This window comes from Silvimonas iriomotensis (genome assembly GCF_014645535.1).
In the GTDB taxonomy this organism is placed as follows: domain Bacteria; phylum Pseudomonadota; class Gammaproteobacteria; order Burkholderiales; family Chitinibacteraceae; genus Silvimonas; species Silvimonas iriomotensis.
On record NZ_BMLX01000001.1, the window covers coordinates 1,185,905 to 1,208,470 of the forward strand.

A 22,566-nucleotide genomic window follows, 5' to 3' on the forward strand; every position below is an offset into this window, starting at 1 on the left:
CAACACCATGAAAATCAAAACCCAGGTACTTGCTCTGCTGCTGCTCGGTCTGGCCTCTGGCGCGGCCATGGCCGATAAACTCGATGACATCAAGAAAGCCGGCGTGCTGCGCGTCGCCGCGTTCGACGGCAACCCGCCGTTTGGCTTTGTCGATGAAAAAACCCACAAAATCATTGGCCTGGATGTCGATTACGCCCAGGAAGTGGCCAAACGCCTTGGCGTCAAACTGGAGATCGTCCCGACCAACCCGGCCAACCGCATTCCGCTGTTGACTGCCAACAAGGTGGATCTGGTCTTCGCCAACTTCACCATCACCCCGGAACGCGCCAAAGTCATTGATTTCAGCGTGCCGTATTTTGCCTCCGGCCAGCAGTTCCTGGCACGCAAGGGCACACTCAAGTCGCCTGAGCAGATCGCCAGCTTGCGTGTCGGCGCCGACAAGGGCACCACCATGGAAGCCACCCTGCGCGAGAAATACCCCAATGCCACCGTGGTGCTGTACGACGACACGCCCTTTGCGCTGACCGCCCTGCGCAACGGCAACGTGCAGGCCATTACGCAAGATGGCTCCAAGCTGGTGGCCATTCTGGGCAACCTGCCTGACAAGGACAAATATGAAATCCCGGGGTTTTCCATTTCTGAAGAACTGGAAGGCGTGGGCGTACCCAAAGGGGAAACCCGGCTGGTTGCCTATTTGAACGACACCCTGAAGGACCTGGAAAAGAACGGCACCGCCAGCAAGATTTATGACCGCTGGTTTGGTCCGGACACCAAAGCGCCGCTGCCACGGCTGTTCAAGATCGGTGATGCGCACATCCGCACCCAGTAAAGCCGTTGCCGATCCGGTACTTTCTTCGAGCTCTCCATCCACTGTCTGATAAAGACGCCGCGCCATCTTGATGGCGCGTTTTTTTTGGAATGCGCGGTCTGCACATGTCTGCCGAACTACTCGCCCCCAAATACCTGGTCTGGATGGCCCATGGCCTGTTGATGACGGCCTGGATCGCCCTCATTGCCATTGCGTGCTCTACCCTGGCCGGCTTTGCCCTGGCACTGGCGCGGGACGCCCAGGCCGGCGTGTGGCGAGGCCTGGCGCGGATTTACACGCTGGTCTTTCGCAATACCCCGCTGCTTATCCAGCTGTTTTTCTGGTACTTCGCCGCCCCCAATCTGTTGCCGGAAACCGCCATGCTCTGGCTGAACACGCCGCACCAGCTACAGCTGGCCGGTTTCACGCTGTCCTGGCCGTCGTTCGAGTTTCTGGCCGGCGCAGCCGGCTTGTCGCTCTACGCCACGGCCTTTGTGGCAGAAGACATCCGTTCCGGTATACGCGGCGTGCCGCGTGGCCAGTATGAGGCTGCCGCCGCCAGCGGGCTGACGCGCTGGCAGGTGCAGCGCTACGTGATCTTGCCGCAGGCGCTACGCCACGTTGTGTCGCCCTTGTTCGGGCAATACATGAATATCGTCAAGAATTCATCGCTGACCATGGGGATCGGGCTGGCCGAGCTCTCTTACACTTCGCGCCAGGTTGAAGCAGCCAGCTTCCTGACTTTTCAGGCCTTTGGCGTCGCTACGCTGGGTTATATCGGCCTGATTGCCGTGCTGGATGTACTGGCACGCCAGTTGCAACAACGTGTGGCCTTGCCGGCAAGGAACTGACCATGGAGGCATTTGAAGTCATCCGCGCCAATCTGGATTACCTGCTGTGGGGCACGTGGCCGGATGGCCCGCTGGGTGGTGCGGCGCTCACCGTGATCCTCAGTCTGGTGTCGGGCCTGGGTTCAGCGGTAGCCGGCCTGCTGCTGGGCGTCTTGCTGGCCGTGTTGCAAGGCTGGCCGCGCCAGGCGCTGTTACTGGTGCTGGGCTTTTTACGGGCAATCCCGGTGCTGATGCTGATTTTCTGGGTGTATTTCCTGCTCCCCATTGTGTTTGGCCTGAATGTGCCAGGACTGGTGCCGGTGGTTTGCGCGTTGTCTTTGATCAGCGCGGCGTATCTGGCGCACGCCGTTGAGGCCGGCATCGCGGCGTTGCCGCAAGGACAATGGCACGCTGCGCTGGCGCTGGGGCTGACCCGCTGGCAGGCCTTGCGCCATGTGATCCTGCCGCAGGCGCTGCGCATGATGTTGCCCAGCTTTGTGAACCAGTGGATCACGCTGATCAAGGACACCTCGCTGGCGTATGTGGTGGGCATCAATGAACTTTCCACCGTTGCCAGTCAGGTCAGCAACCGGGTGATGATCCACCCGGTGCCGGTATTCCTGTTTGCCGGGCTGGTTTATTTCGTGCTCTGCGCTGGCTTGAGCGCGCTGGCCAGCCATGTCGGGCGGCCGCGTTTACCCGCCGGGTGATCCCGCGGCCGGCCCACGCGGGCCGCTACCCATGGTACGGCGCGGATGTCGCTCCTGGCATCCTCACCACAAGCGCTTGTCCTGGTTTGCACAGACCTGACACCTCTTCTATAGATAGAGGTGTCCGCTCACCGAACCTCAGCAAAACACAGTCACCAGGGTGCAACCTCTTCATGCCAGCGCAGCATCGACACGCCGTATGGCCATTGTCAGTCGCGTTCCTCTCCGTGACCGCCTTGTTGCTGAGTGCTCCTGCCATGGCCGACCCGCCATTCCGGGTAATCGGCACGGACGTCAAACGCAACGCCAACGGCGTGGTCGCGTTGATCGGGTACTCGGTAGTGCCGGACGTCACCACCAGCTCTCTGGCCATCAATAACGGCAGCACCGGCAACCCCGGTCTGGCATCGACCCAGCTGGGCGGCGGCGCCACCATCAGCGACAGCGTGCCGCTGTATCTGGAAGGCCTGGCGGCCTATACCCGGTACGACCCGACCTTTGTGGCGTCCGACGGCGCTGAAGACCGCTTTTTGCCGCTACGCTGGAATACCGTGAACGTCAGCGGCGGCATCGGCTGGGATTTCCCCATATCGCAGTACATCAAGATTCGCCCCATCTTCAATATCGCGCTGGGCAAAGTGGTCAGTGACCTGTACGCCGGCCAGTGGATCGTCAATCACCGGACAGACCGGGATATCCAGTTTCTGGATGGCGGCACGCTTAACGCCTACGGCCTCGGTGGTTCGTTGATGATGGTGTACGAGGACTTCAAGCCCGAGCGCGAACAGGAAGTCGAAGTGCGTTATTCCAATATCGTGCTGGAAAGTTTTGACTCCGATACCGCCGTTCAGGGCCGCGCGGTGGCGCAAAGCCTGGGGGTATGGGCCCGTTACCGCGCACCGACCGGGTTTACCGCGCTGGATCGGCCCATCCGCTACGTGCTGGAGTTTGCCCACACCGAATACCTGGGCCAGTTGCGCGGCGCACTGGGTTTTGACTATCTGACCTCGCTGGGCGCCGGGTTTGAGCTTGATTCCAGCAAGTACGACATCATCGTCACCCGCACCCGCCTTGTTGCGCGCTATGTATTTGGCAACAACGTATCCGGGGTTTCGGTTGGCCTGGCGGTGAGCTTCTGAGCACCGGAAAACAACAGACAGCGCCCCGGTCATCCGCCCCGCCATGCAAAAACCAGGACAGCACACGCCGAACGTGACGGGCTACCCGTCTATCGGTGCAATGTGCCCGCATCACTCCCCGTAAACTGCAAAAGCACCATCCCGCATTTGCCCCCGCCATAACGACGCGATAAATTCGCAGGCAAACGTATTTGCCAAGCGCTACGCCCACGCCCTCACCCAGAACTCCAGCCGGATTCCATCCCATGAATGCAGTGCGCAACTTGCTGAAGAACGACACCCCGCCGACCAACAAGCTGGCCCAGATTCTGGGCTCTGCCACCGTGCTGGGGCTGTTGTACTTTGGCCGCGATGTGCTGATCCCGATCACCCTGGCCATCATCCTCAGTTTGTTGATTGCACCGCTGATCCGCTGGCTGCGCCGTTTTGGCCTGGGTCAGGTGGGCTCGATCGTCGTGGCGGTATCGGGCTTGTCTGTTGCGCTGTCTTTTGTCGGTCTGGTGATCGGGCTGCAGGTCATTCATATGGCGGCCAGCCTGCCGCAGTACGAGGACACCATCCGCAGCAAGGTGGTTACGCTGGATGAAATGACGCTGGGCAAACTCAACCTGGTCACGGGCCAGGCCAACCGCGTGATTTCGCAGATGTTTGCCAAGGGCGATGAATCCACGCCGGATGCCGATGCCGACGCGCTGGTCGCACCGGAGAACCGCAACAGACCGCTGCCGGTCACCATTCAGGAAAGCGCGCCCAGCCCGTTTACCTTGCTGACGCGGATTGCCGGCTCGGTCTGGGGGCCGCTGGAAACCGCCGGCATTGTGTTTGTGGTGCTGATCTTTGTGCTGCTGGAACACGAGGCGCTGCGCGACCGGCTGATCCGGCTGATCGGCTCTGACGATCTGCGCGCCACGACCATCGCCGTGAACGACGCCGGCACGCGGCTGTCGCGGTTTTTTGTATCCCAATTTGCCGTCAACCTGGCCGTGGGGACACTGATCTGGCTGGGGCTGAGCCTGATCGGGCTGTCGCAGGCGCTGTTGTGGGGGGTGATGGCGGCCGTGTTGCGCTTTGTGCCCTACGTGGGCGTGTGGATTGCCGCCTTCTGCGCCACCTTGCTGGCCGCCGCCATCACGCCGGGCTGGGAAATGGCGGTGCTGACGCTGGGGCTGTTCTTGATGATCGAGGTACTGGTAGCGCAACTGGTAGAACCCCAGTTGTATGGCCACACCACGGGCTTGTCGCCGCTGTCGGTGGTCATCGCCGCGATTTTCTGGAGCTGGATCTGGGGCCCGGTGGGCCTGGTGCTCTCGACCCCGATGACGCTGGTGCTGGTGGTCGCCGGCCGCTATATCAAGGCGCTCAATTTCCTGGAAATTTTGCTGGGGGAAGTCCCGGCGCTGACCATGCCGGAGAACTTCTACCAGCGCGCGCTTTCCGGTGATGCCGAAGAGATCATCGCCAGCGCCCGCGCCTTTCTCAAGCGCAAGCCGCTGGCGGTGTATTGCGACACCGTGCTGCGCCCGGCCCTGCATATGCTGGCCATTGATTACAACGGCAAGAGCATCTCTCACGCGGAGCAAAAGCGGGTGGGTGCGGTGATCGGCACGGTGATCGAGACCCTGAGTGGTTCTGGCAAAACGGCCAAAGCGCCCCGCCGACAGCGTCAATCCGTGCTGGAAGAAACCAGCCTGGGCCGCCAGTTGCGGGCGCGGCGTGAACAGCAAACCGGCCGCTGGCAAGGGCCGGTGAATGCACCGCTGGGTTCCGTGGTGCTGGCCATCGGCCTGGGTTCAGCCGGCGATGAACTGGCGGCAGAAATCCTGGTGCGCATTTTGCGCACGCAGCAGATTGATGGCCGGCATTTGTCGCTGGAAGACCTGAAAGGCCCGATTCCGAGCGAAGTGAATCCGGATATCGTCGCCATGGTGTTCCTGATCAGCGTGATCCCGGAACAGGAACGGGAAATGTTCGACGACCTGATCGCGACATTCCGCGAGCGCCTGCCGCATGCCCGGATCATGGCGGCGGTGTTATCCAGCCCGTTTGATTTGCGCGATAGCCCGCCAGTGTTGGTCGAAAGCGCAGACCAGACCTTCTACGCCTACGAAGAAATGGCGCAAGCGTGCATTGATGTCCCCAAGGCGCCGGCGCTGTCATCGCAGACCCGCCAGGGGAAATGACGGGTTCAGGCGGCCAGCCAGTGCCGCCATAAAACGGCGTCCGGTAGCGTCCGGATCATTTCAAACCCGGCCGGTGCGGGCTGGTTGGCGGGCAAGAGCAAGCGTACCTCCCGCCAGCCCCGCGCCAGCGCCGCGCGTTCGGCCTCTGGCCACAAGGCAAACCACGCGGTGGGCTCGCCCGCGCCGTGTTGCCAGATCTGCAAACCAGAGCCCGCCTGCAAACGCAGCAGTGCCTGCAATTGCCCGTCACCACGCCACAGCGCCCAGGCCGGGTGATCATCAGACGCCACTGGCGAGGCCGGCAAGCCGTCCTGCGCGGCCACCAGTTGCGCTTGCAGCGCCGCCAGCGAGTTCACCGGAACCGCCGCAACATAATAACGCTGACGCGCAGCGGGCGCTTCCAGCAACAACACGTCAATCCCCGGCCGGATGCGCGCAAACAGGTCGATCACGTCTTCATTGCGCATGCGGATACACCCGTGCGAGCCCGGCACGCCCATCGGCTGATCGTCCGGCGTGCCGTGGATATAGATATACCGGCGCATCGTATCGACCGGGCCCAGCCGGTTAAAACCCGGCTGACACCCCGACAACCAGATAATGCGGCTGAGGATCCAGTCGCGCTCCCGGTGTTGCGCCCCCAGTTCCGGCGTGTGGATTTCGCCCGTCGGGCGGCGCCCGCGCAGCACACTGCCCTGCGGCAGGTCGCGGCCAATCAGCGCCCTCACCGTGTGCCGACCACGCGGCGTTTTCATGCTGCCTTGCTGTTCCCCGATTCCGGCCGCGGCGGTCGATACCGTGTACTGCCGGATCAGCCGGCCCTCTTCAAACAGATGCAGGGTCTGGGCAGCAAGGTCAATTTCGATATGCATGGACGTCATCAGAAAATCAGGGGCAGAAATGAAAAACGGAGGCCGCAGCCTCCGTTCCAGGTAACTCGCTGACGCGCGCTTTACTTGATCAGACCGTTGTAGATGGTGCTGGCCAGTTCGCCATCCGGCGTGTCCTGAGAGGCTTCCCAGGCCATCATACCGCCCAGCTTCATCTTTTTCACGTAGTCGATCTTGTCCTTGATGACTTGCGGATCGTCATACACCCAGACCTCATCACCCACCACTTTGACAATGGCGCGGGTCTTGTCGTCACGGAACACATCGCCCTTCTTCGCCTTGACCTCGGCATAGCTGGCAATGCCCTGCTCCGACGAGCCCGGGGCTTTGGCCTTCACGCCCTGATGAATGCCATGGGCGTCCATGCTGACTGGCAACCAGCCGTAGCCGTAGAACGGAATGCCCAACACCAGTTTGCCCGGCAGCACGCCCTTGTCGATATAGTCTTTGACGGCCATATCAATCGAGAGCCGGTCTTTCGGGCCGGCAAACAGGTTGGACTGGTAGCCCGTCTGGCTATCCCACGGGCCGGCAAAATCGTAGGTCATCAGGTTGATCCAGTTAACCGAACTCTGGATCTTCTCGCTTTCGATATTGCCGTAGACATTCGCCGCTGCGCTCGCCGCGACGGTCAGCAGATAACCCGGCTTGGCCGCATCCAGCTGCTTGCGGAACTCGGCCAGCAGCGCGGTGTAGTTCTTCGGGTCTTCATCGCGCACGATATTGCCTTCGTTACCGGCCGTGCCCGGGTATTCCCAGTCAATGTCGATCCCGTCGAACACGCCAGCCGCCAGGCCCGCCTTGCCGTCGATATTGCCCTTGATAAAGGTATCAACGCACGACTTCACAAACGCCTCGCGGTTTTTGGGCAGCGCGGCATCAGAGAAGTACTTGGACCACGTCCAGCCGCCCAGTGAAATCACCACTTTCAGGTTCGGGTGCTTTTGCTTGAGCTGCTTAATCTGGTTCCAGTTGCCAAACAGGCCATTGCTGCCGGCATCGGGTTTGCCATCCAGCGTGTTGGCGGCATCAAGCGGCTGTTTGTAATCCTGGTCCGGATAACCGACCACGCACTTGTTATCCACCACATTGGCAAACGCGTAGTTGATCACGGTGATCTGGTTGGCAAGGCCGGTCGATTCCATGTTCTTGATGAAATACGGCGGCGTGCGGCCATTGGCCCAGGCCGGGTAATACGCCACAAACTGCGGTTTGGCCGGTGCTGGTACGCCACCGACTACGGCGGCGGCAGCTGCGGCCGGTTTGGCATCGCCACCGCCGGCATCGTCTTTTTCAATCAGCTTGAAGTTGGCAAACAGCGATTCACCCGGATTGCCGGCACCGTTCACCCATTGCTCCAGCGCCAGATGAAACGCAAATTTGCTCTTGAAATCAATGCTGTAGCTATTCCATTGATTGTTGTCTTTGAGCACTTCGGCGCCGCCACCCAGCTTGGCCGCACCCGCCAGCCAGTTGTCACGCCCAGGAAAATCCGCCGTATAGCCAACCACGCCGCCGCAACTTGAGCTGCACGTGCCCAGATAGTCGAACGTCAGCGTGTATTTCTTGCCTTCAGCAAACTGGGTTTTGGAGAAGAGGTCGCCACCGAACACCTTTTTGGTGAACTTCAGCGCCTTGGCGCCAGGGCGCAGCGGGTCATCCACGATGACGCCATGCATGGGGACGCTACCGTCGCCGTTCTGACCCACCCATTGCGAGAGGTCACCCTTGAAATCGTCCTGGAACACCACTTTATCGGCGTGCGCAAGCGCTGCGGCTGCCATCAATGGCAGCAACAATAGCTGTCTCATTCTTCATCCTCGTTCGGGTATTTTTTTACCTGATTGCATGGCAACCGGCGCCCCGTCTTTTGCTGCAAAACTGCCGCGGCCCTTGACGGCACATCGTGTTCGCAATCTTTTATTCACGGCCGCGTTATTGTCGCGACCATGCGTGGGACTCTAACACGCAAGCGCCCGCCCATACCCGGACGTCATGTACGACGGGCAATTTGAGCAACAGTGGGTCAGATTGAAGATAAAGCTGGATCAGCCGCCGGCGGCGCGCGCATCCCGCGCGGCTTTTTGCTGGCGGCGGCGTTCGGCAAAAAACGCTTTCAGTTGCGCTGCTGCTTCTTGCGCCAGCAAACCGCCCAGCACCTCGGTATGGTGGTTCAGGCGCGGGTCCATGAAGGGGTTGATCACGCTACCGGCGCAACCGGTTTTGGGATCATTGGTGGCAAACACGACGCGCGCCAGACGGGCGTGCATCATGACGCCGGAACACATCAGGCACGGCTCCAGCGTGACATACAACTCGCAGCCCGGCAGGCGGTAGTTCTCCAGTGTTGCTGCTGCCGCGCGCAGCGCCAGCATTTCGGCGTGGGCGGACGGATCATGCCGGGTAATCGGCTGGTTGTGGCCAGCACCAATAATCCGGCCCTGATGCACGACCACCGCGCCCACCGGCACCTCGCCCAGGGCCTGTGCCTTGGCCGCCTCGGCCAGCGCAGCGTGCATGAACCCGGTCTGCGCCTCGGTCCATTCATGCAACATGGCCGGCGGCACCACTGCTGCCGGATCAGACATGGCCCAGCAACTCGGCCGCGTGGCGGCGTGTGGTTTCGGTGATCTCTACGCCACCCAGCATGCGGGCAATTTCCTCGACCCGGCCGGCGTCATCCAGCGCAGCAACGTGACTGACGATGCCGCCGTTGCTCTTGTCCTTGCTGACCTGAAAATGCTGCTGACCGCAGGCCGCGACTTGCGGCAAATGGGTAATGCACAGCACCTGATGCGCCTTGCCAAGGTCGGCCAGCATGCGCCCGACAATCTCTGCCACGCGCCCGCCAATGCCCACATCCACTTCATCGAACACCAGCGTGGGCACGCCGGACAAACCGCTGGTGATGACCTGAATGGCCAGGCTGATCCGCGAGAGCTCGCCCCCCGACACGATTTTGCCCATGGGCCGCGCGTCGGCTTCACCGTGCGCGATCTGGAAGTCGACATCTTCCAGACCATGTCCGCCCGCCGCGACCGTGGTCAACGCCACGGTGAAGGCGCTGTCGGCCAGCGCCAGCGGCTTCATCTGCGCAGTCACTGCTTTGGCAAACGGGGCCGCGTGTTTCTGGCGCAGCGCGGACAGTTGCGCGGCGGTTTTCTCATACGCAGCCCGGGCAATGGCAACGGCTTTTTCAAGGCGGACCATGCCCTCGCCGCCGCCCAGGCTTTCCAGCTGGGTTGTCCAGTCCTGCAGTGCCTGCGGCAGGCGGTCTGGCGGTTCAATGCGGTATTTGCGGGCGGTGCGCCAGATGGCATCCAGACGCGCTTCAACCTCTTCCAGGCGTTGCGGGTCCAGTTCAAGGTGATCGGCGTAGCGCCGCAGTTCGCTCACCGCTTCCGACAATTGCGCCTCGACACCGGCCAGCAAATCCAGCGAGGGATTCAGTTGCTCGTCATAGCCCGCCAGTTCTTGCAGACGGCGCGTGGCGCTGCCCAGCCAGCCCTGGCAGTTCTCGTCATCGTCGCTCAACGTGCCCAGGGCAGATTGCACGCCATCAATCAGGCTGGCCGCGTGTTGCAGACGGCGATGTTCACCCTGCAATTCTTCCCATTCGGAATCGCCCAGCGCCAGTTCGGAGACCTCGTTGATCTGCCATTGCAGGCGCTCGCGTTCGGCTTCAAATGCTGCGGCATTGCGGCTGGCGGCAGCGAATTCTTCTTCGGCCCGTTGCCAGCCACGCCAATGGCCGGCGACCGTCGCGGCGACATCGCTGGCGCCGGCAAAGGCATCAAACACCGCGCGCTGGGTTTCCGGACGCAGCAGCAACTGGTGGGCGTGCTGGCCATGGATGTCCACCAGCATTTCGCCCAGGTTTTTCAGTTGTGCCAGGGTGGCGGCGGTGCCGTTGATAAAGGCTTTGCTTTTGCCCTGGATATCCAGCGTGCGCCGCAGGTTGACGACTTCGGCGTCGTCCCCGGTCAGCTCTGCCTCGGCCAGCCACGCTTGTGCGGCAGGCAGGCGGCTGATATCAAACTCGACCGCCAGCTCGGCCTTGTCTGTGCCATGGCGCACCATGCCGGCATCGGCCCGGTCGCCCAGCAACAGGCCCAGCGCGTCGATCACAATCGACTTGCCCGCGCCGGTTTCGCCGGTGAACACGGACAGCCCGGACGCGAACTCCAGCGCCAGCTTGTCGACAATCACAAAATTCCTGAGATTCAGAGAGAGCAGCATGGGTAGCCGTGATCAGAGGAGCTTTTCGCCCCAGTGCAGTTTGTCGCGCAGCATGTCGTAATAGTTGTATCCCACCGGATGCAGGATACGCAGGGTATTGCGGTGACGGCGGATGATCACCCGGTCTTTCTCGCGTAGTTCGCAATCAGACTGGTTATCAAAATACACCCGCGCGTCAGAATTGCGGGTCAGCAAGAATTCGACTTCGCTCGTATCGTTGATCACGATCGGGCGGTTGGATAGCGATTGCGGGCAGATCGGCACCAGCGTAATGGCCGGCAGGCTGGGGTGCAAAATCGGCCCGCCCGAGGCCAGCGCATACGCGGTGGAACCCGTCGGGGTGGAGACGATCAAGCCGTCGGACCGCTGGCTGTACACAAACTGGCGGTCGATGAAAATCTCGAACTCGATCATGGCGCCGGTAGAGCCACGGCTGAATACCACGTCGTTGAACGCCAGCGCGTTGACGGTATCCTTGCTGCCATCACGCTTGACTGTGGTCTCCAGCAAAATGCGCTCTTCGGGCACAAACGCGCCGGCCAGCATGCCGCTGATGGTGCGTTCCATATCCTTGAGCGGGATGTCAGTCATGAAGCCCAGACGCCCCTGGTTCACGCCGATCACCGGAATCCGGTACGGCGCTACCAGCCGCGCGACACCAAGCATGGTGCCATCGCCGCCCAGCACAATCACCAGATCAGCCAGTTTGCCAATGGCCAGACGATCCACCACCGGGATGTCTTCAATGCCATGCTCAGCCGCCACGTCGGCTTCAATCAGCACGCGTGCGCCCAGTTCCTGCAGGGTACCGGCAAGCTGGCGCAGCGGCCCGCCCAGCGTGGGGGTATTGAAGCGGCCGACCAGCACAATGGTTTTAAATAGGCTCTGCATGGCTTGATCCAGACAAATACGGCTGCATTTAACCACAAGGCATGGCGCTTTGGCACTTCAAGCGTATCCCGCCACCAACAACGCATTGCAAGACTTTAACGCGAAACGCAAACCACATTAGAATCGGATCATGCTCAGTGATCGTGCCCAAATCCTTCTGAAGACGCTGGTCGAACGCTACATTGCCGACGGACAACCCGTGGGCTCGCGGGCGCTATCGCAGTATTCCGGGCTGGATATCAGCTCGGCCACCATCCGTAACGTGATGGTAGACCTGGAGCAACTGGGCTTTGTGGCCAGCCCGCACACCTCGGCCGGCCGTATCCCGACCGCGCTGGGCTACCGTTTCTTTGTCGACAGCCTGATGTCGGTGCAGTCGCTGGAAAACATCGGGCTCTCGCCCGGCTCGCTGCCGCTGGACAGCCCGCAACGGACCATTACCGCCGCATCCAACCTGTTATCGCAACTGACGCACTTTGCCGGCGTGGTGGTGTCGCCCCGCCGCCAGGACACCGTGCTCAGGCAGATCGAATTCCTGCCGCTGTCAGACAAACGGGTGCTGCTGATTCTGGTGACCGATGATGGCGATGTGCAGAACCGCATCATCCAGACCCAGACCGCGTTCCCGGCGGCCGATCTGATCGAGGCGGCCCATTTCCTGAACGCCAATTGCGCCGGCAAGACCTGGCGCGAATTAAGACTCTTTGTTGAAACCGAAGTGCGTTCGGTCAAAGGCCAGTTGGCAGAACTCCTGAACAGCGCCGTGCTGTACGGCCAGAGCGCGCTGGATCACACGGCAGAAGACCTGGTGATTTCCGGTGAACGCAACCTGCTGGAAAGCGACGATCTGGCCAACAACATGGGCCGCTTGCGCCAGCTGTTCGAGCTGTTTGAACGCAAGACCGCTCTGCTGCAACTGATGGAACTGGGCAACCGCGCCGATGGCGTACAGATTTTTATCGGCGGCGAGTCTGGTCTTGCGCCGCTGGATGAATGCTCGATCATTACCGCGCCGTATCGCGCCAATGGCCAGATCATCGGCACGCTGGGGGTCATCGGCCCGACGCGCATGGCCTACGAGCGCATCATTCCCATTGTTGATGTCACCGCCAAACTGCTCTCCAGTGCGCTATCCCAATGACGCTTGCAGCTACCCTCACTGACACCATCAGCATCCGCCCTGCCACCGCGACAGACGCACAGACCCTGGCCGCGCTGGCCATCACCGTGTGGCTCAACACCTATGCCACCGGGGGCATCCGCCCGGCGCTGGCCAACTATGTGTTCAGTACCTATACGCAAGATCATTTTGCACGGCTGATGGCAGACACGCGCTACGCCGTGCTGGTGGCCTGTCAGGGTGAACATCTGGTGGGCTACGCAGCGCTGGATTTTGACGCCAGTCAACCCGGGGTGCCACACACCGATATCGAACTGCAAACGCTCTATGTCATGCCGCGCTTTACCCGCCAGGGCGTGGGCAGGGCCTTGCTGGGCGCCTGTGAGGCCATGGCCACCGAGCGCGCGGGCCATGGGGCGTTGTGGTTGTCGGTCAACAGTCAGAATCACGCTGCGCTGGCTTTTTACAACGGCCGCCAGTTCGAGCAATATGGCACCTTGTATTTTGAACTCGATTCGGTAAGGTACGAGAACCGGATTCTGGCTTCAGCCTGATTCCGGCACCTGCCTTGCCCCGTGCCGCTGCACGTTCCAGACCTGTCTTGATCCGGATTCCCCATGCTTTCAACGCTTCGCGCAGCGCTGTGCTGCGCCGCCCTCGCCGCGCTTCCCGCCCTTGGTCATGCTGATGACACCTTGCTCAAGCGGCCAGAAGTGCAGTCGTACATTGATACCCTCGTCAACACCCAGAATTTTGACCGCGACAGCCTGACCGCGCTGTTTGGCCAGGTGGTGACCAAATCGAGCATTATCAGCGTGCTGGATCGCCCGTCCACCAGCCGCCCCTGGTATCAGTTTCGCGGCAACTTTGTGAACAACCAGCGGATTGTCGGTGGTGCCCGCTTCATGCGCCGCAACGCCGACACACTCAATGCCGTGAGCGACAAATACGGCGTACCGCCAGAAGTCATCACCTCGATCCTGGGTGTGGAAACCCTTTATGGCCGCAACACAGGCTCTTTCCGGGTGATTGATGCGCTGACGACCATTGCGTTTGACTACCCGCGCCGCGCCGACTACTTCAAGGATCAACTCACGCAGTTCTTGCTGCTGGCCCGCGAAGAAAACGAAAACCCGCTGACTTTCATGGGCTCCTACGCGGGCGCCATGGGCATGCCGCAGTTCATGCCCTCGAGCTTTCGTGAGTACGCCGTGGACTGGAATGGCGATCATCACCGCGACATCTGGGGCACGCCGGATGACGCCATCGCCAGCGTGGCCAACTTCCTTGCCGCGCATGGCTGGCAACGCAACGGAGATACTTATGTTCCGGTGAATGTGTCGGGCGCAGAGGATGATTTGCTGGCAGACAAGTTCAACCTGCACTACACCGTGGCCGAGCTGATGCAAAAAGGCGTGCAGCCGCTGGATGAAACCGACCCCAACCAGCAAGCCGTGCTGTTCAGCCTGGAGACCGAAGCCGGTGTAACCAGCTACTACATGGGCTTCAACAATTTCTATGTGGTGACGCGCTACAACCGCAGCACGCTGTATGCCACGGCTGTGCTGCAACTGGCGCAGGCGATCAAGGGCGCCTATGACAGCGGGCTGGATCTGAACGACACATCGGACACCCCAACCCCAACACCCAAACCCACGAAGCAAAAACCGGCCAAAGCCAAAAGCGATGGCCGCTGGAAATAAGCTGGTATCCATGTTTGTTTGAGTGAACAAATCAATCAAAAACCGGATGCATGAAAATGCATCCGGTTTTTTTATCGACAAAAAATCAACGCAATTAAAGTCACCCCATTCACCAATCAGACATATCTGATTGCATAAAAACGAAAACCCACACCCAATTTCAATCGTTTTTTAAAAACACCGCCAATCCGATATTCCCCATCCAATTAGAAACCCCGGAAAAATCTGAAAATGCGGCCAACGTGACCGGGTGTACTGGTCAATTCGGTAACAACACTCCAGGATTTCAGGTTCAGAAGTGCCGGCATCCGGCGGTGCGTTCATGCGCCTTCGCCTGTATGGGCTTTCAGAAAAACCTGACTCAAAAAATCAATGCCAATTGATCGGAGACAATATGAAATCGAAACAAATAAAATTGCTGGCCATTGCGTCCTTGCTCGCCAGCGTTTATGCAATCGGGGCGGATAATTTTTCCGGCTTTTATATCGGCGGCAAAGCCGGTGCCAACCAGATGGACTTCACTGGCAAGATTCGTCCTGATACCACTGAATCCCTGACCGTCGGCGTAGAAGCGGGTTACAACTACGTATTCAGCAATAACTTCGTTCTGGGCGCCAATATTTTCGGTGACTACGTCGACCGCAAAGCGGCTACCACCATGGCCAATTACGGCAACTTTGGCGCCGATATCTGGGGTGCAGACCTGCGCCTGGGTTATCAGATCGACAACTTGATGCCTTACGCCAAAATCGGCTACGCCCACTACAAGGGCACCGATGTCATCAGCGATTTCTCTGACAACACCTGGCACGCAGGTCTGGGCGCTGAATACAAGATTGCCCCCAACTGGGGCATCACCGGTGAATGGACTGTCATGCATCCGGAGCATGATGGCACCAAAATCAAGAGCAACAGCTTTATGCTGGGGCTGAACTATCACTTTGGTGCCAAAGCCGCACCCGCACCCGTTGTCGCCACCCCGACGCCGCGCGTAGAGCCCGTTGTTGCCAGCCCGGAACCCATCAAGGCGACGGTTGTACCGCCCAAGCCACCGATGGAAACCCGTCACTTCTCGCTCAAGTCTGACGTGCTGTTTGATTTCGGCAAAGCCACGCTCAAGCCTCAAGGGCGTGATGAACTGAACAAGCTGTATGAGCAGGTGGGCAATATCAACGTGCAAGACGGCCAGGCTATCGTGGTGGGTTACACAGATCGAATGGGTTCCGACAAGTACAACACCCAACTGGGCTACGACCGCGCCAGGGCTGTTGGCAACTATCTGATCAGTCGCGGCGCACCGGCTGACCGCATCCAGATCCACAGCATGGGCAAAGCACGTCCGGTCACCGGCAATACGTGTGATGGCATCAAGAATCGTGACCGTCTGGTGGCTTGCCTGGCACCTGATCGCCGCGTGGAAATTGATGTACAAGGCACGCAAACCGCTGCCGGGCAATAAACCGGCAAAACCGGGCCCGTACTGTCTGGTGCAGCCCATAAAAAAACCGGCCACGAAGGCCGGTTTTTTCTTTTGCTGTGTTGCTGTCTGACGCTGGTTCATGCTGGCCGCGCCATCACGCGCTGGCGGCGGGTCTCTGCCAGCACAATGCCGCTGGCAACCGACACATTCAGGCTCTCCACCGAGCCGAACATCGGGATCGACACCAGCACGTCGCAGTGTTCACGGGTCAGGCGGCGCATGCCGTCCCCTTCGTTCCCCATGACCCAGGCCAGCGGGCCGGTATGGTTGAAGTGATGCAGATCGGTATCGGCCTCGCCTGCAGTGCCGGCGATCCAGATTTCACGTTCCTGCAACTCGCGCAGCGTCCGCGCCAGGTTGGTCACCATCACGTAGGGAATGACTTCCGCCGCGCCGCAGGCCACTTTAGAGACCGTCGCGGTCAGGCCGACCGACTTGTCTTTGGGCGCAATCACCGCGTGTACGCCCATGGCGTCGGCCACCCGCAGGCAGGCGCCCAGGTTGTGCGGATCAGTAATGCCGTCCAGCACCAGCAAGAAAGGTGGCTCGTCCAGGTCGTCCAGCACGTCATCCACAGTGATGTACGATTTGCCCGCATCAATCAGCGCGGCCACGCCCTGGTGGCGGCCACCGTTGGTCAAGCCATCCAGCCGTTTGGCATCGACCAGATGCACCTTGCAGCCCTGCCCCTCGGCCAGACGCGCCAAGTCTTTGGAGCGCTGATCCATGCGGCCTGCGTTCAGATAGAGTTCCAGCACGCTATCCGGAAAGCGCTTCAGGCGCGAGGTAACGGCGTGAAAACCGTGTATGACTTTGTGATCCATGATGACCCGGCGAAAACTTTGCGAACCCGTGAGTTTACAGCATTGACCGGCTGGCGTGCGGCAAGGCGCCTTCCGCACATGCCTCGCCCCGCGTAGCGCTCATACGTATAATGGCGTTTTTGCCGCCCGCCAAGTACCCGCCCCGTGTCCGCTCCCGCTCTTCCCCGCGCAGGCGACCGCCTGCAACTTGCCCTTCCGCCCGGTTCCGCCGACAGCCTTTTGCTGGCGCGCTACACCGACCGTGCCCGCCCGCTGGTGGTGCTGACCGACGCCGCGCATGAAGCCACGCGCCTGAAAGAAGAGCTGGCCTGGCTGTTGCCGGAAAAAAACGTGGTCATGCTGCCGGACTGGGAAACGCTGCCCTACGATCATTTCTCGCCGCACCAGGATCTGATCTCGGAACGGCTGGCAACACTGTGGATGATCCGCGAAGGCAAGGCCGATGTGGTCATTGTGCCGGTGCAGACCGCCATGGGGCGTCTGGCACCGGTGGAATACCTGGCGGGGCACACGTTCTTCATCAAGAAGGGCCAGAAGTTTGACGCGGAAAAAATGCGCGCCGATCTGGCCTTTGCCGGGTACAGCCACGTCACCCAGGTTTACAGCCCGGGGGAGTTCTCGATTCGCGGCGGCCTGATCGATCTGTACCCGATGGGCTCTACGCTGCCCTACCGCATCGACTTGTTTGACGACGAGATCGAGACCATCCGCACCTTTGACGTCGACACGCAGCGCAGTCTATACCCGGTCCCCGAGGTACGCCTGCTGCCCGCGCGGGAGTTCCCGATCGACGATGGCGGCCGCACGCGCTTTCGCCAGCGGTTCCGGGAAGTGTTCGAGGGCGATCCGTCCAAATCGCGTCTTTACAAAGATATCTCCAGCGGCGCTACCCCGGCGGGGATCGAATACTATTTGCCGCTGTTCTTTGAACACACCGCCACGCTGTTTGACTACCTGCCCGCCAGCGCGTTGCTGGCGCTGCGCGGCAACTTGCAAGAGGCAGCCCAGCGCTTCTGGGCCGACACCCAGGACCGCTACCGCAATCTTTCTGGCGAGAAAGACCGCCCCATCCTGAAGCCGGCCGATCTGTACCTGATGCCGGACACTTTCTTTGGCAGTTGCAAGAACTGGCCGCGGCTTGAATTTGGCGCCGCGGCAGAACAGGACATGGCCGAGGCCCTGCCCGCGCTGGATGTGGATCGCCGCGCCGATAACCCGCTGGCCAAGCTGACCTCGTTCCTGGACAGTTTCAAAGGCCGCGTGCTGATTTGCGCCGAAAGTCTGGGCCGCCGCGAAACCATGGCCCAGTACTTTGCCGAATACGGTCTGAAACCAGCCCTGGCGGAGAGCTGGCAAGGTTTTATCGACGGCAAGGAACGCGTCACGCTCGCCCCGGCAGCGCTATACCGTGGCTTTGTTTTGCCGCAGGAAAAGCTGGCCATCATTACCGAAGGCAATCTGTACGCCTCGGTCGCGCAGGCGCGCGGCAAGAAACAGCAAAAGCGCAGCAATACCGACACCATGCTGCGCGACCTGTCCGAATTGAAGATTGGCGACCCTGTGGTGCATGAAGCGCACGGCATCGGCCTGTACCAGGGGCTGATTTCCATGGATCTGGGCGAAGGCGAAACCGAGCTACTGCTGATTGAATACGCCGGCAGCGACAAACTGTACGTGCCCGTATCGCAACTGCACGTGATCAGCCGTTACTCTGGCGGCTCGCCAGATGCTGCCCCCCTGCACAAGCTGGGTTCCGGCGCCTGGGACAAGGCCAAGCGCAAAGCGGCAGAACAGGTGCGCGATACCGCGGCCGAACTGCTTAACCTGTATGCCCGCCGCGCCGCGCGCGAAGGCCACGCCTTTGACTGGTCATTCAAGGATTACGAAGCCTTTGCCGAAGGCTTTGGCTTTGAAGAAACCGCCGACCAGGAAGCCGCAATCGAGGCCGTGCTGATCGACATGCGTCTGGGCCGGCCCATGGATCGTCTGGTGTGTGGCGATGTGGGCTTTGGCAAGACCGAAGTCGCCCTGCGCGCTGCGTTTGCGGCAGTTGCCGGTGGCAAACAGGTGGCAGTGTTGGTGCCGACCACACTCTTGGCCGAACAACATTTCCAGACCTTCTCTGACCGTTTTGCCGACTGGCCAGTGAAGATTGTCGAGCTGTCACGTTTTCGCTCGACCAAGGAAGTCGCCGCCGCCATGAAGGGCCTGGCGGATGGCCAGGTTGATATCGTGATCGGCACGCACAAACTGGTGCAGCCGGATGTCCAGTTTGCCCGCCTGGGGCTGGTGATTATCGACGAAGAACACCGCTTTGGCGTGCGGCAGAAAGAGCAACTCAAAGCCTTGCGGGCCAATGTGGACGTGCTGACGCTTACCGCGACGCCGATCCCGCGCACGCTGGCCATGAGCCTTGAGGGCTTGCGTGATTTCTCGGTCATTGCTACCGCACCGTCGCGCCGGCTGGCCGTGAAAACCTTTGTCGCCAAATTCAACGATGGCGTGATCCGTGAAGCCGTACTGCGTGAACTCAAGCGCGGCGGCCAGGTGTTCTTCTTGCACAACGAAGTCGAAACCATCGAGAACATGCAGCAAAAGCTGGCTGCATTGCTGCCCGAAGCGCGTATCGGGGTGGCGCATGGCCAGATGCGTGAACGCGAGCTTGAACACGTCATGCGTGATTTCTATGCCCAGCGTTTCAACGTCTTGCTGTGCACGACCATCATCGAAACCGGGATCGACATCCCCAACGCCAACACCATCATCATGAACCGGGCCGACAAGTTCGGTCTGGCGCAATTGCACCAGATGCGCGGCCGTGTGGGCCGTAGTCACCACCAGGCCTATGCCTATCTGCTGGTGCCGGATATGGAAGGCATGACGCAGTCGGCCAAAAAACGGCTGGAAGCCATCCAGATGATGGAAGAGCTGGGCTCGGGCTTCTTCCTGGCCATGCATGATCTGGAAATTCGCGGTGCCGGCGAGGTGCTGGGGGATTCCCAGTCGGGCGAGATGCAGGAAATCGGTTTCTCGTTGTACTCGCAAATGCTCAATGAAGCGGTCAAGGCGCTGAAAAAAGGCGTGGAGCGGGATCTGTCCCAGCCGCTGGGCGTGACCACTGAAATCAATCTGCATGCACCGGCGCTGTTGCCCAACGAATACTGCCCGGACGTGCATGAACGTCTGAGCCTGTACAAACGCCTGGCCAATTGCGAAACCGCAGAAGACCTAGACGAACTGCTGCAGGAGTTGATCGACCGCTTCGGGCTCTTGCCTGATCCGGCCAAGGTGCTGCTGGATTGCCACAAGCTGCGCATGCTGGCCAAGCCGATCGGGATTACCAAGATCGACGCCGCCGACAGCGCCATTGTGATCAGCTTTGCCAAGAACACGCAGGTTGATCCAATGAAGATCATCACGCTGATCCAGAGCAAGAAAAACTATCGTCTGGCTGGCCAGGATCGCTTGCGGCTGGAGGGCAACTGGCCAGAAGCGCCGCTGCGTACTGCCCGGGTGAAGGAATTGCTGGCAGAACTGATCAAGCCGTGAGGTGTGAGGTGTGAGGGCGCCTCACCTCGCCGGCCGCATCCCCACTCTGCATTACAAGCCGGCCAGTTCCTTCACGTGTACGGCCACGCTGCGCGCCAGCGACGACAAGTCATATCCACCTTCCAGCATGGACACCACCCGTCCCTGTGCATGCTCGTCCGCCACTTTGACAATCTCCTGGGTGACCCAGGCGTAGTCAGACTCCACCAGCCCCATCGATGACATGTCGTCTTCGCGGTGGGCGTCAAAGCCGGCGGAAACCACAATCAGTTGCGGCTTGAAATCATGCAGCGCGGGCAGCCAGTGTTCGCTGACCATGGCCCGGAAATCCGGCCCGGTGGTGGCGCGCGGTTTGGGCACATTCTTCATGTTTTCGCCGCGCGGCACGTCGCCACAGTACGGAAAGAACGGGTGCTGGAACCAGCCCGTCATCAGCACGCGTTCGTCCTTGCAGAAAATGTCTTCCGTGCCATTGCCGTGGTGCACGTCAAAATCGACCACGGCAACGCGGGTAAGCCCGTACTCTGCCATGGCATGCGCGGCGGCCACGGCGACGTTATTGAACAGACAAAAGCCCATGGCGCGGGCGTGTTCGGCATGGTGGCCGGGCGGGCGTACGGCACAAAAAGCATTGTGGATCTGTCCGCGCATCATCATGTCGACCGCGCTGATACCCGCGCCGGCCGCGTGATATGCGGCGCGCAAGCTGAACGAGTTGATGGCGGTATCCGGATCAAGATGCACGTAACCATGCAGCGGCGACATCAGCGCCAGCTTGTCCAGGTATTCGCGGTCATGCACGCGCGCCAGTTGCTCGTAGGTGGCGGGTTCAGACTCAACGTGCATGAGTGTATCCCACAGGCCAGCAGCCATCAGCCGGTCCTGGATGGCAGCAAGGCGCTCCGGGCATTCCGGGTGGCCTTTGCCCATTTCATGCATCGCGCAGGCGCTGGCGCTGATATAGGCGGTCACATCGTTTCTGGTAGCTGCTAAAGACAAACGCCAGACTCCTGTCCGTTACCGGACGCTGGAACTGCATGCAGAATCGCAAAAAGGCGCGCTGGTCTGTTGGTTCTGTGGCGCCGCTGGTCCCCGGAGTTTACGCGTTCGCAACGCGCTCAGGCAAAGCGCTGTGCATTGCCATAAACTGGATGCGCCGGCGTGCGCTGGCCAAATCCAGAACAATACTTATGGCATATAGTCATAACGTCCCCATCTTCCCTGACAGCGCGATACTGATCCAGCTTCAACGCCGACCCATGCAACCCGCCATCCGCAGAGAGACCTGATGCTGCAGCCTTTTATTGCAACGCTGAAACAACTCAACACCCTGATCCTGGGCAAAGAAACCCAGGTAAGACTGGCGCTGGCGTGCTTGCTGGCCCGAGGTCACCTGCTGTTCGAAGATGTCCCTGGCGTGGGCAAAACCACGCTGGCCCACGCCCTGGCGGCCACGCTGGGCCTGCAGTTCCAGCGCGTCCAGTTCACCAGCGATCTGCTGCCGGCTGATCTGCTGGGCGTGTCGGTATATGCACGCGAAAGCGAAAGCTTCCGTTTTCATCGCGGCCCGGTGTTCAGCCAGTTGCTGCTGGCCGACGAAATCAACCGCGCACCGCCCAAGACCCAGTCGGCCTTGCTGGAAGCCATGGAAGAAGGCCAGGTCAGCGCCGATGGCAAAACCTGGAAGCTGCCTGAACCGTTTTTTGTGATCGCCACGCAAAACCCGCAAAACCAGATTGGCACTTTTGCGCTGCCAGAGTCGCAACTCGACCGCTTCCTGATGCGTCTGGAACTGGGCTACCCCAGCGTGGCCGCCGAGCGCGCGTTGCTGGCAGGCGAAGATCGCCGCATTTTGCTGGCACAGGTACGGCCCACCATCCAGCCCGATCAGCTATTGGCCGCGCAGGCGGCAGTGGCCAGCGTGCGCATTGCGGCACCGTTGCTCGATTATGTCCAGGCTCTGGCCGCCGCCACCCGGACCAGCGAGCGGCTAAGCTACGGACTGTCGCCGCGCGCCTTGCTGGATCTGGTCTCTGCCACGCGCGCCTGGGCCTGGCTGGACGGCCGTGACTTTGCCATCCCGGAAGACGTGCAAGCGGTGTTCCCCGCCGTGGCCGGCCACCGCCTGCAAGCGCGTCTGCATGGTCAGGCCGATGCCCATACCGCGCGTGATCTGCTGGCCTCGGTCGCCATTCCCTGAGCC

General features: G+C 60.6%; 18 protein-coding genes. 11 read left to right on the plus strand and 7 right to left on the minus strand.

The genetic code is table 11. The features are described from left to right. Positions 1 to 7: 7 nt before the first annotated feature. The 5 genes from IEX57_RS05250 (at position 8) to IEX57_RS05270 (ending at position 5,667) form a co-directional block, all read left to right on the plus strand. Complete coding sequence (locus IEX57_RS05250) at positions 8 to 829, plus strand: ABC transporter substrate-binding protein (RefSeq protein WP_188703027.1); 822 nt, start codon at positions 8 to 10, stop codon at positions 827 to 829. A gap of 104 nt (positions 830 to 933) precedes the next feature. Then, positions 934 to 1,659 (plus strand): amino acid ABC transporter permease, encoded by a 726-nt coding sequence (locus IEX57_RS05255; protein WP_229708746.1) that lies wholly within the window; start codon positions 934 to 936, stop codon positions 1,657 to 1,659. A gap of 2 nt (positions 1,660 to 1,661) precedes the next feature. Continuing rightward, positions 1,662 to 2,348, plus strand: coding sequence for an amino acid ABC transporter permease (locus IEX57_RS05260; protein WP_188703031.1), 687 nt, complete (start codon positions 1,662 to 1,664; stop codon positions 2,346 to 2,348). 173 nt (positions 2,349 to 2,521) lie between these two features. Then, positions 2,522 to 3,487, plus strand: a complete 966-nt coding sequence (locus IEX57_RS05265) for a hypothetical protein (protein ID WP_229708747.1) — start codon at positions 2,522 to 2,524, stop codon at positions 3,485 to 3,487. A 245-nt stretch (positions 3,488 to 3,732) separates the two neighbouring features. Continuing rightward, positions 3,733 to 5,667: an AI-2E family transporter gene (locus IEX57_RS05270; RefSeq protein ID WP_188703033.1), complete on the plus strand. Its 1,935-nt coding sequence runs from the start codon at positions 3,733 to 3,735 to the stop codon at positions 5,665 to 5,667. 5 nt (positions 5,668 to 5,672) lie between these two features. Here IEX57_RS05270 and IEX57_RS05275 read toward each other — a convergent pair whose 3' ends face one another. The 5 genes from IEX57_RS05275 to IEX57_RS05295 form a co-directional block, all read right to left on the minus strand. Next, a complete protein-coding gene (locus IEX57_RS05275; RefSeq protein ID WP_229708748.1) occupies positions 5,673 to 6,548 on the minus strand; it encodes a L,D-transpeptidase in 876 nt (291 codons plus the stop codon). A 71-nt stretch (positions 6,549 to 6,619) separates the two neighbouring features. Continuing rightward, positions 6,620 to 8,368 (minus strand): glycoside hydrolase family 18 protein, encoded by a 1,749-nt coding sequence (locus tag IEX57_RS05280; protein WP_188703035.1) that lies wholly within the window; start codon positions 8,366 to 8,368, stop codon positions 6,620 to 6,622. 237 nt (positions 8,369 to 8,605) lie between these two features. Further along, a complete protein-coding gene (gene tadA / locus IEX57_RS05285; RefSeq protein WP_188703038.1) occupies positions 8,606 to 9,145 on the minus strand; it encodes a tRNA adenosine(34) deaminase TadA in 540 nt (179 codons plus the stop codon). Then, positions 9,138 to 10,796, minus strand: coding sequence for a DNA repair protein RecN (recN, locus tag IEX57_RS05290; protein WP_188703039.1), 1,659 nt, complete (start codon positions 10,794 to 10,796; stop codon positions 9,138 to 9,140). The genes tadA and recN overlap by 8 nt, the downstream gene beginning before the upstream one ends. A 12-nt stretch (positions 10,797 to 10,808) precedes the next feature. Then, positions 10,809 to 11,687 carry an NAD kinase gene (locus tag IEX57_RS05295; RefSeq protein WP_188703042.1) on the minus strand — a complete coding sequence of 293 codons (879 nt, stop codon included), beginning with the start codon at positions 11,685 to 11,687 and terminating at the stop codon, positions 10,809 to 10,811. 130 nt (positions 11,688 to 11,817) lie between these two features. Between IEX57_RS05295 and hrcA the strand changes: the two genes are divergently transcribed. The 4 genes from hrcA to IEX57_RS05315 all read left to right on the plus strand — a co-directional run bounded on the left by hrcA (position 11,818) and on the right by IEX57_RS05315 (position 15,969). Next, on the plus strand, positions 11,818 to 12,828 hold the full coding sequence (hrcA, locus tag IEX57_RS05300; RefSeq protein WP_188703044.1) for a heat-inducible transcriptional repressor HrcA: 1,011 nt from the start codon (positions 11,818 to 11,820) through the stop codon (positions 12,826 to 12,828). Beyond that, the gene (locus tag IEX57_RS05305) at positions 12,825 to 13,361 is read left to right on the plus strand and encodes a GNAT family N-acetyltransferase (RefSeq protein ID WP_188703047.1); all 537 of its coding nucleotides are present in this window, start codon (positions 12,825 to 12,827) and stop codon (positions 13,359 to 13,361) included. The genes hrcA and IEX57_RS05305 overlap by 4 nt, the downstream gene beginning before the upstream one ends. Positions 13,362 to 13,424: 63 nt before the next feature. Next, entirely contained in the window at positions 13,425 to 14,510 is a 1,086-nt protein-coding gene (mltB, locus tag IEX57_RS05310) for a lytic murein transglycosylase B (protein WP_188703049.1), read from the plus strand. Positions 14,511 to 14,904: 394 nt separating this feature from the next. Then, complete coding sequence (locus IEX57_RS05315; protein ID WP_188703051.1) at positions 14,905 to 15,969, plus strand: outer membrane beta-barrel protein; 1,065 nt, start codon at positions 14,905 to 14,907, stop codon at positions 15,967 to 15,969. 98 nt (positions 15,970 to 16,067) lie between these two features. On the opposite strand, the gene rlmB is transcribed toward IEX57_RS05315, so the two are convergent. After that, entirely contained in the window at positions 16,068 to 16,814 is a 747-nt protein-coding gene (gene rlmB, locus IEX57_RS05320) for a 23S rRNA (guanosine(2251)-2'-O)-methyltransferase RlmB (protein WP_188703054.1), read from the minus strand. 144 nt (positions 16,815 to 16,958) lie between these two features. Here rlmB and mfd point away from each other — a divergent pair, with 144 nt between their 5' ends. Then, complete coding sequence (gene mfd / locus IEX57_RS05325; RefSeq protein ID WP_188703056.1) at positions 16,959 to 20,363, plus strand: transcription-repair coupling factor; 3,405 nt, start codon at positions 16,959 to 16,961, stop codon at positions 20,361 to 20,363. Positions 20,364 to 20,414: 51 nt separating this feature from the next. Here the strand turns inward: mfd and IEX57_RS05330 are convergent, their stop codons facing one another. Then, positions 20,415 to 21,362 (minus strand): histone deacetylase family protein, encoded by a 948-nt coding sequence (locus tag IEX57_RS05330; RefSeq protein ID WP_229708749.1) that lies wholly within the window; start codon positions 21,360 to 21,362, stop codon positions 20,415 to 20,417. A 289-nt stretch (positions 21,363 to 21,651) separates the two neighbouring features. On the opposite strand from IEX57_RS05330, the gene IEX57_RS05335 reads away from it, so the two are divergent. Next, the gene (locus IEX57_RS05335) at positions 21,652 to 22,563 is read left to right on the plus strand and encodes an AAA family ATPase (RefSeq protein WP_188703058.1); all 912 of its coding nucleotides are present in this window, start codon (positions 21,652 to 21,654) and stop codon (positions 22,561 to 22,563) included. Positions 22,564 to 22,566 lie beyond the last annotated feature (3 nt).